General features: G+C 62.5%; 10 protein-coding genes. All 10 read right to left on the bottom strand.

The features are described 5' to 3' along the window. Positions 1-2: 2 nt before the first annotated feature. On the bottom strand, positions 3-878 hold the full coding sequence (locus tag KY501_RS47260) for an AAA family ATPase (RefSeq protein ID WP_224371735.1): 876 nt from the start codon (positions 876-878) through the stop codon (positions 3-5). Continuing rightward, positions 878-1,300: an HORMA-1 domain-containing protein gene (locus KY501_RS47255; RefSeq protein ID WP_255637417.1), complete on the bottom strand. Its 423-nt coding sequence runs from the start codon at positions 1,298-1,300 to the stop codon at positions 878-880. Before KY501_RS47255 ends, KY501_RS47260 begins: the two co-directional genes overlap by 1 nt. Positions 1,301-1,353: 53 nt before the next feature. Continuing rightward, a complete protein-coding gene (locus KY501_RS47250; protein ID WP_224371730.1) occupies positions 1,354-2,385 on the bottom strand; it encodes a CBASS oligonucleotide cyclase in 1,032 nt (343 codons plus the stop codon). Beyond that, entirely contained in the window at positions 2,382-4,358 is a 1,977-nt protein-coding gene (locus tag KY501_RS47245; RefSeq protein WP_224371728.1) for an SAVED domain-containing protein, read from the bottom strand. Before KY501_RS47245 ends, KY501_RS47250 begins: the two co-directional genes overlap by 4 nt. A 74-nt stretch (positions 4,359-4,432) precedes the next feature. After that, on the bottom strand, positions 4,433-5,488 hold the full coding sequence (locus KY501_RS47240) for a hypothetical protein (protein WP_224371726.1): 1,056 nt from the start codon (positions 5,486-5,488) through the stop codon (positions 4,433-4,435). A 380-nt stretch (positions 5,489-5,868) separates the two neighbouring features. Continuing rightward, entirely contained in the window at positions 5,869-6,381 is a 513-nt protein-coding gene (locus KY501_RS47235) for a hypothetical protein (RefSeq protein WP_224371724.1), read from the bottom strand. A 190-nt stretch (positions 6,382-6,571) separates the two neighbouring features. After that, positions 6,572-9,511 carry a CHAT domain-containing protein gene (locus tag KY501_RS54645; protein ID WP_507236561.1) on the bottom strand — a complete coding sequence of 980 codons (2,940 nt, stop codon included), beginning with the start codon at positions 9,509-9,511 and terminating at the stop codon, positions 6,572-6,574. Continuing rightward, complete coding sequence (locus KY501_RS47220; RefSeq protein ID WP_224371722.1) at positions 9,511-9,999, bottom strand: RNA polymerase sigma factor; 489 nt, start codon at positions 9,997-9,999, stop codon at positions 9,511-9,513. Before KY501_RS47220 ends, KY501_RS54645 begins: the two co-directional genes overlap by 1 nt. A 704-nt stretch (positions 10,000-10,703) precedes the next feature. Next, on the bottom strand, positions 10,704-10,832 hold the full coding sequence (locus tag KY501_RS53510) for a hypothetical protein (protein WP_255637410.1): 129 nt from the start codon (positions 10,830-10,832) through the stop codon (positions 10,704-10,706). A gap of 162 nt (positions 10,833-10,994) precedes the next feature. Then, complete coding sequence (locus KY501_RS47215; RefSeq protein ID WP_224371720.1) at positions 10,995-12,440, bottom strand: tetratricopeptide repeat protein; 1,446 nt, start codon at positions 12,438-12,440, stop codon at positions 10,995-10,997. Positions 12,441-12,516: the final 76 nt, after the last annotated feature.

Below are 12,516 nucleotides of genomic sequence, written 5' to 3'. Positions count from 1 at the left end.
AGCTATTCCTCCATCAACGGCGACGGTTCTACGCGCTTCAAAGCCGCCATGAGGCTGGTGGGACCAAACGGCTCGTCCTGCCGTACGGACTCGAGGAGTGCGGCACGAGCAACCCGCAGAGTCAGGTCGGAGTACGAAAAGGGAACGGCCTGCTCGCTCTGTTGCACGAGCAGTTCCACGTCCTTAGGAGAATGGCGGCTCCCCTCAAGCAAACGGTTGAATAGGAGCTGGCGCTCGGCAGGGCCGGGACGAGTGAACTCCAGTGTGAGCGTCGCACGCCGTAGAAGTGCTGGATCCATCGCGCGCGCACGGTTGGTGATCATCAGCACCGCCAAGCGGGTCTTCTCTCGTGCAAGAAGATCAATCTGCTTGATCAACACATTGAGGCCTGCCCTGTCCTCGTGATGGGCCTGCCGCTCGGAGCGGCTCAGGCCGAGATCATCCGCCTCGTCGATGATGAGCAACCCCGCCCCCTTCCCGACCTTTGCTCGAGCTTGGGTAAAAGTCGCCGCGACTCTTGCCGAGAGTTCCCCCACCAGCCCCGTGCCCCGGATATCAGAAGGGCTCTCCAGCATCCGAACCTTCTCTTCGAGTTCATCCGCCAGTGGGGTCGCCACCGTTGTCGCCAGGGCTGTTTTTCCACAGCCCACTTCCCCAGAGAGCAACACGAGCGGCGCGGCCCCTCGAATGGTGTCTACGAGAGGCAAGCCATGGCGATGATGGCTCCGGAGCCAAGTCTCCAGCCCCTTCTGGTCCATCCACAGGAGCAGCCCTTCAATCAGGCGTTGCTTGTGGGCGTCGAGCCCCACCAAGGCATCGAAGCGATCCCGCACCGCATCCTGCGGATGAACAGTCTCTACGAGGTGCAACTCAGCCATCACCAGTCTCCTAACCTGCCGCGAATCAGCCCGTAGCTTTCATTAGAGTACGCGCGCTCACGGACAGCAGTTCCGCCAAGGCTGCCCCCCCCCGCTCCCCAGTTCCTCCTGCGCATCTCCTCGTGCACATGGGGTTCGACGTTGTCGCGGTAGCGTACCCAGAGGTTGGCTTTAGTGCCCTGGGGAAGCAGGTGGAGCCGCTGCCCCCCCGAAGGCGATGACTCAAACAGTGAACCGTCGTCACTCACCCTGTACTCGAAGCCCACTTCGCTCCCGTCAGGCTGGGTAAGCTGAAGCTCGAAAATGGAGATAGCCTGTTGGGTCAGTAGATAGGTCAGATCATTGCACCACTTCTGAGCCCTTTCTATTGAAATAAACCCATTCATGACACATGCGACAAGGTCATCCATGACCGGCTTCATGACTTCTCGGACTCGAGCCTCAGTGAAGGTAGTGGTGCCCGTGCGAGACTCTGTCATTTCGCTGCCTCGCAATGATGCTTGAACGGGTTGCCGAAAAGCTCGACCAGCGACACCATGCTCGCCACATCATCTCCGCGAAGGTCGGCGGCAATGGCGCGGTGGAGGATGTCGCAGCTCTCCTCAAGCCATTCCCCAAACTCCTCGACTTGGAAGTTGTTCCATGGGGAGACGATGTTGTTATTGGGATTGACGGGATCGAGAACCTCCCACACAGCCGCGCTATTCACGGCCGGGAATGGGCCGAAGTCATTGAAGGCGACCCGCTGGCGTTTCTGCACAGCGGCGGCGAGGTAGCTGAACCATTGCGCTAGCGTCTCCGCATAGGTTTCTCGGACTCGGAGATGGTCATAGGCGTGAGCGCACATGAGATCGAGCACGATGGAGGGGACATCCTTCAGGACTCGTGCATTCACTTGGCGAAATTCTCTCCACCATTTGACGAGCCGTACGCACTCGTTGAACTTGACGCGCCCTGGGAGATTATTGCTCTCTCCGGTGCGCCGGGTGACGAAGTCAATGTGCTTCTGGACAGAGGTTCTTCGCTCCTCCCCGTTCTTTCGCAGGAGGATCTGCGACTCGTTATCCCCTGGGACAGCGAGCATGGGAACGAGATCATAACGAAGCTTCGTCCCCACGAAGTCGAGCTGGATGGAACTCCGCGTCTCAGTTCGACTGGTCTCTGGGTAGCTGATCGCGGCGTAGCGCGCGAACCGGTTGAGCAGCTCATCTATCTTCTTGCCGTCTTCGTCATGCGGAGAGATGACGAAGGGCAGATCGATGTCCTGTCCTTCAACCTCTGATTCACCCTGCAGGTGACGGCGCAGGCCTGTCTTCTTCTCGAAGGAGCCAGAGTTCGGCGTCGAGCGGACCGTCAAGCCCTCCTTATCGGCCTGCCCACGAATGCGCGAGCGGATCTCCGCTGATTGCTTGCGGATGGTCTCCACCTTGGCTTCATCTGTGCGGATCCAGTCAACGAATGCGCTCATGCGGCGGTGAAGCACGCTCCGGGTGCTCAGCTGAGTCATGATGTTTCTCCAGGGGTACGGACGCGATTGAAGATGTGAACGAACGGCTTCTTGTTATGGAGGGCGTCATCCAGACTGAGTCGCCACTCGTAGCCGGGCTTTGGCTCGGCGTGTCTGTTGAAGTTGTAGACGTAGCAGCGTGGGAAGGCTGTCGCAGAGAGCACCTGCCCCAAGAGGAATGCGATGCTGACGGGGACGGCGGCAAAGACATGGAAGCTCTCAATGTCATCGAACTCGTTCATGCAGTGATTGAGCTGCTTCCGGAGTACCTGCTTGTATGCCTGTGCCTGCTCTTCGCGCCGTACGATCCCGAAGTCAGGCTTCTCGACTTTGAAGTGGAGATCCGCACCCAACTCACTCGCCGGGAATACCTCGTCGCAGTCTGCTGGCTTGACAACAGAGGAAATAGAGATGCGGAGCCGGACGGCCTTCCCCTCTCCGAGAACAGGCTTTGCCATCTCCAACAATGGATAGGAGCTATTGCCCGACTCGTCCCACGTGAAGCATCCCTTGCCTCCGTCACAGTCACGATCGTATTCGATGACGTGCACGTGCTTGGTCGCCTTGGCGAGGTAACCAGCGAGGATCGCGAAAGGGACTAGAGGAAAGCCGTAGTAGAGTAGCTCCACATCTGGTTTCGAGAATGCGGTCTGGAGTTCGCCATTGGGCTTGACCAGCCGCCTCACCTGGGTGGCTAGGTTGGAGCGCCGGTTCTTCCCAAGTGCTTTTGTCTGATCAATAACAACCGTTTGCAAGGAGCGGTTCTCGAGGAGTCTCCTCGCGTGGATATGCCCCGGAGCCTTCTGCACTGAGGAGAATGCTTCGTGGCAGACGAGGAGCAACTCCGGACGGTTTACGTTGGCGCTGGCGGGCACTGGCAGATCGAAGGGCCGGAGCGCCGCCTCATCCTCCTCGCCGCCGTAGAACTGAAGCGCCACCCAGTCCCTGGCTCCTGGATCGCGTAGCATCTGGATTCGAGCGGAGGAGATGGCCTTCCGCAGGCTGACTTTGTCCAAGAGCAGCTTGGTGTAGAGCTCTTTTGTCAGCGTGACAGAGCCGTCGCAGGAGAACGCGAACCGAGAGGCGATGACGGCAGGTACTCCCACGCGGTGGAAGATGCGGCCGATACTGCCCAGGACGTTGGCAGAGATACTCGCGTCACCACTCATGCAGGCACAGAGGGTCACGAGTCTAAGTGAGGTTACCCCTCCAGGAACGAGCCTGCGCAGTTCCAATGGGTCAAGCTGATCCGGGTCATCAAGAGCATCCTTCGGGTTGAGCACGAGCCCATGCGCATCCTCGCCAGCCATCCCGCCATGACAGAGCAGGTGTAGAACGGTAACAGGACGCTCGGTATCCTCTAGTGCTTGTGCCAGTTTCTCGCGGCTCAAGCCCGTGAGCACGTCTTGATCTAGGCGAAAGTCGAGACCTGCATTCTGGCAGACTTCCTGGATCGTATCGAGATGCTTGGAGAATGGGACGTCTCTCCCTGCTGCGGAGCAGGCGAGCAGAATCCTCCCCGTGGGAGGAACCACTCCGGATGGGGGCTTCTGAAGCCATTCGCAACGGACCAGGCAGTCGGGAATCTCGGCCAGTTGCCTGTCAAGGGAGCCAAGCTTTATCAAGTCCCAAGGCAGAGCATGGAGTTCAGGAGCATCCGTACGAATCGTGAGATCGACGGGGCGACCTTCCTGCACTGCCCTCTCGATAGCATCCTCGTACCGCGACCACTTCGCCTGCTCCAAGAAATCGGTCAGGTGTTGGCCGAGCACTTCCAGCGCCGTGGACGAGGCGCGTTCTGACCTCAACTCATCCAGCGTCTGACGAATGCCCGGATCGTCCCAGGGGAACCAGGCCGAGTCGTAGCGAACACGCTTGTCACGGACGATGTACTCCTGCCTCTCTGGCGAGAACCTCTTGTTCTTGCGCGAGAATTCGAAGCAGATGTAGAGGGGGCTCTTGTCTTGGGGCATGGGCCTATGAGGCAGCGGGGACGCTGGCTCTCACAGGAAAGACGCGATGCGCGGAAATGGTTCCCTCGCAGCCTTCATTTTTGCGCCGCGAACCCAGGCAGTCGGACGGCTGGGTCTCCCAGCAGCACGTAGTTCGCGAGATCCTGGCATAGCATCCATTGAGCGGCGCGGGCTGGATCGGCGGAAGGCTTTCGACCTGCTGCGAGCGCCAGCTCCTCCTGCTTGTAGAACAGCGTCAGCTCATTGAGTGCCTCGCCAAAAAACCTCAGCAAGGTGTGCAGGGCATTTCCAGCGCGCCGTCCCGCCGCCAGCGCCTGGAGCACTCCCAGAAAGCGTGAGTGTGCGAGATTGCCTTCGTCACTCAGTGTGGAGGTCCACGCGAGATCCACGTGCCCGATGAAGGCCAGCGGGCCATCTGGGTTGGCCAGGGCGGCCTGCGGGAGCGCTGAGGTGAAGGGCGGATTGCCCTCCGGTGGCATTCCCTTCTCAAGGGCGCGCGCTGCGTCAGGGTCTACATGCCGGAGCTGCTGGAGCCAGGGTTCATAGCTGCTCTTCTCCGGAGTCCCTGCCCCATGACAGGCGAGACAAAACCAGGCGCCTCCCGGGAGGAAAGAGCCAGATGCAAGGTCTTTTCCCGTCAGGCATCGGCCAGGAAGTACGAGTGCTCCCTGGAACTGCCTCCGTTGCTCAGGGCACTCCCAGGCAGCGCCCAGCCCATGGCTCAGCGTGAACAACACGCTCGGCTCAGGCTGCGCCACACATCGCATCCACTGCTCAGTGGCGGCGCCTCCTTCATCGACGAAGTCGTGGAGTTCCATATCGGGGAGCCCCTTTCGCCGCTTCGCTCCGAGGGATTCGAGACATGGCTCCACAAGGACTTCGCGGGCGATGTCCGTGGCTCGGGTCCGATCTCGCACCGTGTAGAAGAGGACGCGACGCCGCGCGTGAGACTGGGGCGCGACCTTCTCCCACCTCAGCACCTTGTGGGCGTAAGCCTCGTAGTCCTCCTCCTTTGGAAAGGCGAGCCGTCCCACGTAGGCATCCGTGGCGAGCACCTGCTGCAGCTCGAGTGAGAGCGTGTCCATGTCGCCGAGCAGCAACAAGTATCGGGGACGTTCCGACTCGGCCACAGACTCATTCCGAAACTCACGCCTCTTCCAACGAGCGGCTGTCGCTTCGTCCATGCTCGTCCGCGTGCGGTACGGGATGACCGGAGCTCCCTGAATCTCCTCGCGCCACCGGATCAGGGGGGCCATGCGTTCCAAGAGTCTGTCTCCCTCAGGCCCCTCGGGAGTGACAACTCCCCAGCGCTGTGTCGACAGGCTCTCCGGATCTCCACTCGGATCCCAAAGCCTCTCCGAGGGAGCACGGGGGCTGGGCAGAGGGAGAGTCCGAAGCGAGTCCAGAGAGAGCCCTTGAGGCAACAGGGGCTGGTAGTCATCCGCGCGAGCGAGGAGCAGATCAAGAGTCATAAGGCCCTCCTTGCATGTTCAGGTGAGCGTGCGAGTTGCTAGAGCTCTGGAGGTTGGGCGTAGAGTTCCACGCGTGCCCCGTCCCTCACCATGCGGGTGACGAACTCGCTGAGGTGCTCCTGCACTGAGCCCTTCAGCCTGAAGAGTACATTGCCCGAGGACGTCAGCAGCCCGAGGGCGAAGAACGCTGCGGGCTCATGTGTGGGCGTCAGCAGGACGCGCCGCGAGGAAGCGTCGCCCTGGGGCCAGAGAGTCCCCGTGCGCGACTCTGTGTAGGGCGTCGTCCCTGCAGGAGCAAATCCGCGCACAGGCTGTTCGGGGGGATCCTCTGACTCCTGGCCTTCGATGGGAGGACCGGAGGCATAGCGCTTGAGGAGGCTTGCCGGCACCGGTGCCTGAATATAGAGCCCGACCTGCGCTCCGCTCTGGGCCATGCGGGTAATGAAAGCCGGCAGGTGGTCCTTCAGCCTGCCCCGCGCCACGAAATGTACCTGTCTCGAATGCTGGAGCTCCCCGAAGGCCAGAAACTCGGTGGAAGCCTTGACGGGCATCAGGAAAGCGCTTCGAGGAGCGGAAGGGGTTCCCGCCCAGAAGTCGACGGCATTAGCGAACTCAAGATCGTGGAATGGAGGCTGCGGCTTGCTCACGGTGGCTCCTGACAGGCGGGTTGGGCGCTGCGTGCACTCGCCATCAAGAACGCGATCGGGTTTTATTGTTCCCTTGCCGCCAGCCGCCAACGGCTCATTCGAAGAGGAGCACGCTGGTGAGCCACTCCTGCTTTGGATCTCTTTTCAGCCACTGCGCACGCACGTCGCGCAGGGCGATGGCGGGCGGAACCCCCTCACGTATGCGCTCGCGCACCTGGATGAAGAAGGTGTACCCCTCTACGTCGGGGATCGACGCGGTGGCGGCCAATACACCGCGCGCACCCGCCTGGATGAAGGCAGCAGGCAGACTCCAGGGCTCGTGGAGCGCATAGGACGTGTGGCCACCATGGCAGGCCACCAGCACCACGAATGGAGCCCCTCGGAGTTGCATCTTCCTCACCTGCGGCACCGTCAGCTCCCGCTCTCCCCGCTCCGGCGCCAGAAGGAGATAGGACTCATCAGATCGTTCGTGGACGAAGCCGTGAGTAATCAAATCAATCTCTGTCGCGTCCTGCATCGCGGCGCGTACGCGGGATGGCGTTGCCTCTGCGCCCAGACGCGGAACGAGTCGCTCACCCGGCCCTAGTGGGGGAACCCAGGGAGGCAGTTGCTTCACATCCAAGTCCTTGGGGATCTCCACTCCCGAGACGACCAAGCGAATCGCGGGACCTGTCCGCGGAGCCTGTGGAGAGGAGATCCGCGTCAGGTAGCTCCAGGCAATGCTTGGTGGTAGCAGGCCTGGTCTTCCATGGAGTGGAGGCCGCGCGAGAACCTCCACACTCTCACAAGGCTCCAAGGCTGCCAGGAGATCCTCCCGGACGAGGCCATCGAGTCGCTCGTGGAGAAGTTCGCGCCGCGCCTCATCCTGCCAGCCCAGCTGCTTTCCGTCCGCACCGCGGACGATGAACAGCGTCCTCTCTGAGTCCGCGGTCGCGGCCAGCAGGCACCGGCCTGGCAGTTGCTGACCACGCTCCTGGGAGAAAAGCTCCAGCGCCTCACTGAATGCGCCTCGCCGACCCGCATCCAGAATGAGGGAGGTGAAGCTATAGGCCCGCGCCCGGAGTGCAGCGAGATCCTCTTCCAGCCCGGGGGCGGAGGCTTGCTCGATGGCTCGCCAGAGCAGTTCGCGCCCTTGAACCAGATCCTGCTCGATGAAGAACCGCCCGAGTACATGGGTGTCCACCGCGCGTTCGCCAGGGCTCCGCTTAGCGGAGTTCCTCTCCAGAGCTCTCTTCAGGTGAGCCTCATCTCCAGGGTCCCTCTTCAGTCGCGCGATCTCCGCGAGCGTAAAGGCACCGCTGGGGGAGAGCGGATTTCCCGCAGCAAGCGCCGCATCAATCTCCCGCCGCGCCTCATCCACACGGAGATTCTGGAACGCGACGGAGGCGAGGTTCTCGTGGATGCGCCTCTTGGCGTCCGCTTTGCCCTCGAACTGCTCCAGGTACTCATCGAAGTAGGCCAGCGAGAGAGCGGTATCGTTCACGAGCCGGGCGATCCGCCCGAGGTTCCATAGCGCGCTCTGCTCCAACGACCACTCATTGCTTGCTCGTGCCTCCTGCCACGCCTCCTCCGCGTAGTGCCGCGCGTCTTTGAACTCGTGGAGCTTGATGAGGAGGTTGGACAGCTCGATCTTGACGGAGAGGCAGCGATACTCCAACCCCATGCCTTCGCAGAAGGGGAGCGCGTCGCGCAACGTCCGCGTCGCGCGCACCAGCATCCCAGCCTGACTGTCCATGGCCGCGCGCTCCTGCGCCACAGTGAGCTGGAACCACGGATCATTCAGGGAGGCAGCCTTCAATGAGAAGAGTTCAAGGTGGCGAGCGACAGTGGCCGTCTGTACGAGCGCGCCGACGATGAGGTCATCCTCGCGGGAAGCAAGGATCTGCTCCAATAAGCGGTCCTCTTTAGGATCAGGCTTAGGATCAGCGAGATGACCTTGCACCAGGGCAGTGTAGCCCCGCGCGAGTGGGCCACGCAGCTCGAAATCCCTGGCGGCGACACGCTGAACGTAGGTTTCGAGCACGTTTCCCCCAGCACGATCATCCAGCTTCCGGGCCAGCGGGAGCAAGGCTTGCACGGCCTCAGATGTAGAGGCGGCCCTTACCGCGTCATAGAAGAAGAGGCGCGCGATGGGCGTCACGCTGAAGTCCTCGGGAAGTTGGGCGGCTGGGTTGTCGACCAATGAAGCACCCGCCTGGAACACCGCCTTCCACCGGCTACGGCGAGAGACGGCGCTCTGGTGAAGCTCCGCAGCTTTCCGAGCGGCCTCCTCGGCCCAGCCTGTCTCCCTCAAGGACGCTACCTGGGTGAAGGCCTTGGCCGAGGCAAAAGGAAGGTGGAGATCACGCAATGCCAACGCGCGGTTCCACATGGCGGGAGCGTGCCCTGGAGCCATGGAGAGTGCCAAATCAGCGTGTTGAAGCGCTTCCGCTGGCTGGGCCAAGAGCAGCGATGCGACGGCCCACTGGCTCTCTGAATCTGGAGTGCTTGGCTGCTGCTGGAGGAGTTCCACGGCCTTTTTGGCGCTATAGCCGTCGCCCTGCTTCAGATAGGCATCAACTGGGTCCTCCCCATCATTGAGTTTGGGTGAAGTCCCCCTCACTTGAGGAGGATTCTGACCGGGCCCGAAAAGGCCCAACCTCCCAGAGGCGAGGGGCTTGTAGCTCCCTTCGCCTGGAGAGCTCAGGCGCGCCTCCAGCACCCGGTATGAAACTTCGGCCTCCACGGTGTAGCGTCCTGTCGAGGAGTAGAGACGAAGCGCCACCAGACCTAGCACCAGAGCGGCCATGGAGGCTGCCGCCAGGAGGGAGGGGCGCCACCAGACCCGAGAGGCCGTGGCACGAGGAATCAGAGAGACACTACGCCCACCTTGGCGCGCGGTATGGCGTTGCTCCAGGAACTCGAGTTGGAGAAGGACCTCCACTTCTTGCTGGCAGTGCTCGCAGGTCGGCAGATGGAGACGAAATGACGCCGCCTCCGAGGGCGAAAGCTCCCCGTCCACGAATGCCTCGACGTTATCGCAGGAGGAAGCCATCAGGGAGGACCAGGCTTGAGGAAGTTTTGGAGATACTTGCGCAGCCTTGAGCGTGCATCGTGCAACCGCTTCTTGACGGTGCCTACCGGGACTTCGAGTCGTCGGGCAATCTCCTCATACTTTATGCCGGCTGCATGCAGCTCATAGGTCTCGTGTAGCTTCGGACTCAGGGTGTCACGTGCTTCAGAGAACTGCTCGGAGGTGATGGCATCATACGCAGGGATGGGAGTGGCCTCCCGTGCGTGCTCACTCAGAGCCGGATCCAAGGCTCGGTTCTGTCGGGTCCGCTGTCTACGGCACTGAGTGTAGAACTGGTGAGTGAGGGTCTTGACCAGCCAGGCCTCGCAGCTGGCCTCGGCAGGAAGGTGGGGCTTGTCACCGAACTCCTCGATGAACCGCACGATGACCTCCTGCACGAGATCCTCGGCATCCGTGGGGTTGGCGCACAGCTTCTTCGCCTGGCCCAGGAGGCGATCCCGTCGAGCCATGGCGAATGCCCCTGCTTGCTGTCGCTGCTCCTGGCGCATGGCCCCTTGCGGCTCCACACGAAGCCCACTCCCCGGCTCCTGGTGCTCTTTCTGCCACAAGCGCTCCAAGTGGATGGGGAGATTTCTGGCAGGAGGCCTGCGTGCAGAAGATGGGTGCATGAGAGCTGAGGGTGAAGAGGGCAGCGCGCATCACGTCTCCCCCCAAGACGCCATACGCGAGGATTGTTCCCTCCACAGCCGTCGGAAGTTGCAAGCCACTGAAAACACAGGCCTTGATCGAGGCGAACAGCGTCCCCGCAGAGCTATTCAACAACCAGGAGTCCAGCAGTCGTCGGCGCGCGCGAGCCTCCACCGCACCGGTTCAGCAACCACTCCGACAGCGGGTTCGACTCCCGCCGCCTCCACTCAAGCTTGCGCAGCAAGGGACGGTGCCTGCTGCACACCTGTTCTTCAGGGCACCCAGCAAGGGCCAGCACCGCGCTGAGACGGACCTTCGGGACCGCCTTAAGGGGCCTACGCCCCCTGGGCGAACAGGACAGCTACCGCGGCAAGGACAAGGGGCGAGTTCATGATGCCTCCGGGTGCTCGCGGGGCGGCGCTCATCACCGCGGGGATCCCAAGCCATAACAACTCTTCTGAGCCTCTGACTACTCCTTCCCTCCCCCGGACGAGCTCGGCCGACAGCCTGACTCGAAGTGCGGGTGTCAGATGGTGTACGCCAGCTCCTCGTGCCACGTGGCGATCTCCTCGGCGACGCTGCGGTTCTTGGCCTCGATCCTCGCGAGCGACGCATAGAAGGGCCAGGGGTACTGTTGAGTGCGAGGCAGGGGCATGGGGCGGCAGGGGTGGTTGGCTGACGGGACCCCCAGGGCCGTGAGCGCAACGGGGTGAGATGACGTGCAGTCGGCGTGGGGTACACGCCCGCCCTGCCCACTGCCTGCTGAGGGCAAGGCGGGCTCCTGGAGTTTTAAGGGGAACGATCCCGCTGTAGCCCTCTACGGGCCCGAGCGCTTCTCGAGCTTCTTCAGCTCCTGCTCCACGTACTGCCGCTGGGACGCGGTGACAGTGCCTTTCAGGAAGCGCTCATAGGCCTCCTTCGCCGAGGGGATCTTGCCCATGTCCCGGTAAAGGTCCCCGCGGTTCAGGTCCAGCACGTTGTGCGTGCGACCCGAACGCCGCAGCAGGATCATGCACTCATTGTAGGCCGCCTCGGCCTGCACCCACTCCTTGCGGGACCACATGGCGAAGCCCAGGTTGTTGAGGATCTCCACCCACTGATCGATGGACGCATGCCTCACGTCCAGGCTCTGTCCGAGCAGGGAGACGACCTCCTCCGTCATCTCTCCGAACGCGTCCTCCTGCTGGGGCCGACCGAGGGCGATCCACTTTCGGTACAGGTAGACCCATGAGTCGACCGCCGCCTCCTGGTTCCCAGCCTTCCACGCCTCGAGCGCCTTCCGGTTCGTGGTGACCAGTTCCTGGAAGGACTCGAGCCCCTCCCGCATCCTCCTCATCTTCTCGGCATCCCTTCGCGCCTCCAGCAGACCCGGGTCGTCCGCCTCCATCTTCGCGAGGGTGGCCGGGGAGTAGTACCGGCCCGCGGGAGAGCCGCACTCGACGTCCGCCTCGCCTGTCTCCGAGAACAGACATGCACAGCTGCGCTGCCCGGTCCCCAGCTCCGTCCACTCCAGGCCACGCGCCACCCGGTCGAGCTCAAGGCCTCCCGTCTCGTCGCGGCCGGCCTCCCGGAGACAGGTACAGATCTTCCGCGTCATCGCCTCGCTGGCCGTCGCGTCCACCTTGTTGTTGATGCTGTCGAAGGCCCACAGGGCGCAGCGTTCCTGGGACGCCGCCAAAAGCCAGATCGAGTCGGGAAGATAGGACCACCGGAGCGTGCCGACACCTCCATCCCGCGTGCGGGACACCTTTGCCATGGCACGGGCCGCCTCCGGAAAGTTCTCCTCGGGAGAGCGCATCTCGTCCGGAAAGAGAGAGGCCGTCCACGCATCCTTCGTGCGACGGAACCGCAGCCCACAGGGCTGCCCGTAGTTGCCGAACTGGACTCCGGCCTGCTCGGTGCTGGCGAAGTCCGCCCTCAACTCCCTGACGTGTCCCGGCGCCGGACAGACAGTGAAGGGCCCTCGCTGCACGACCTGAGAAACAGGCCTGCCCGTGCGCGAGTCCACCGCGAAGAAGGCATCCTCGAACGAGGGCCTTCCGTACTGGGAGAGGTTGGCGTACTCGAAGCTGACGGCACTGGGCACGAGGAAGTAGCCGACCTGAAGCCCCGCCTCAGGCAGTGACACCCAGCGCTCCTCGAAGAGGAAGCGCCCTGCCCTCCAGTCCAGGAAGTCCTTCGTCTTCTTGAAGCTCACGGACACGGGCTCCCGGGAGCTGGCGGGCGCGGCGCTCAGGACGAGCAGTGCGAAGAGAGGGAGCATGGCGGAAGCACCGGGCGAGGAAGCTGGACACGGCACGGTATAGCGCCGCGCGGCGCGATCCGTCATGCGGCATTCA

This window comes from Hyalangium versicolor, assembly GCF_020103695.1.
Lineage (GTDB): Bacteria > Myxococcota > Myxococcia > Myxococcales > Myxococcaceae > Hyalangium > Hyalangium versicolor.
This window is presented reverse-complemented; position numbering and strand designations above follow the sequence as displayed.

Coding starts and splice junctions, on each gene's coding strand:
- KY501_RS47260 (WP_224371735.1), bottom strand. CDS start 878: ATGGCTGAGTTGCACCTCGTAGAGACTGTTCATCCGCAGGATGCGGTG.
- KY501_RS47255 (WP_255637417.1), bottom strand. CDS start 1,300: ATGAAGCCGGTCATGGATGACCTTGTCGCATGTGTCATGAATGGGTTT.
- KY501_RS47250 (WP_224371730.1), bottom strand. CDS start 2,385: ATGACTCAGCTGAGCACCCGGAGCGTGCTTCACCGCCGCATGAGCGCA.
- KY501_RS47245 (WP_224371728.1), bottom strand. CDS start 4,358: ATGCCCCAAGACAAGAGCCCCCTCTACATCTGCTTCGAATTCTCGCGC.
- KY501_RS47235 (WP_224371724.1), bottom strand. CDS start 6,381: ATGCCCGTCAAGGCTTCCACCGAGTTTCTGGCCTTCGGGGAGCTCCAG.
- KY501_RS54645 (WP_507236561.1), bottom strand. CDS start 9,511: ATGGCTTCCTCCTGCGATAACGTCGAGGCATTCGTGGACGGGGAGCTT.
- KY501_RS47220 (WP_224371722.1), bottom strand. CDS start 9,999: ATGGCTCGACGGGATCGCCTCCTGGGCCAGGCGAAGAAGCTGTGCGCC.
- KY501_RS53510 (WP_255637410.1), bottom strand. CDS start 10,832: ATGCCCCTGCCTCGCACTCAACAGTACCCCTGGCCCTTCTATGCGTCG.
- KY501_RS47215 (WP_224371720.1), bottom strand. CDS start 12,440: ATGCTCCCTCTCTTCGCACTGCTCGTCCTGAGCGCCGCGCCCGCCAGC.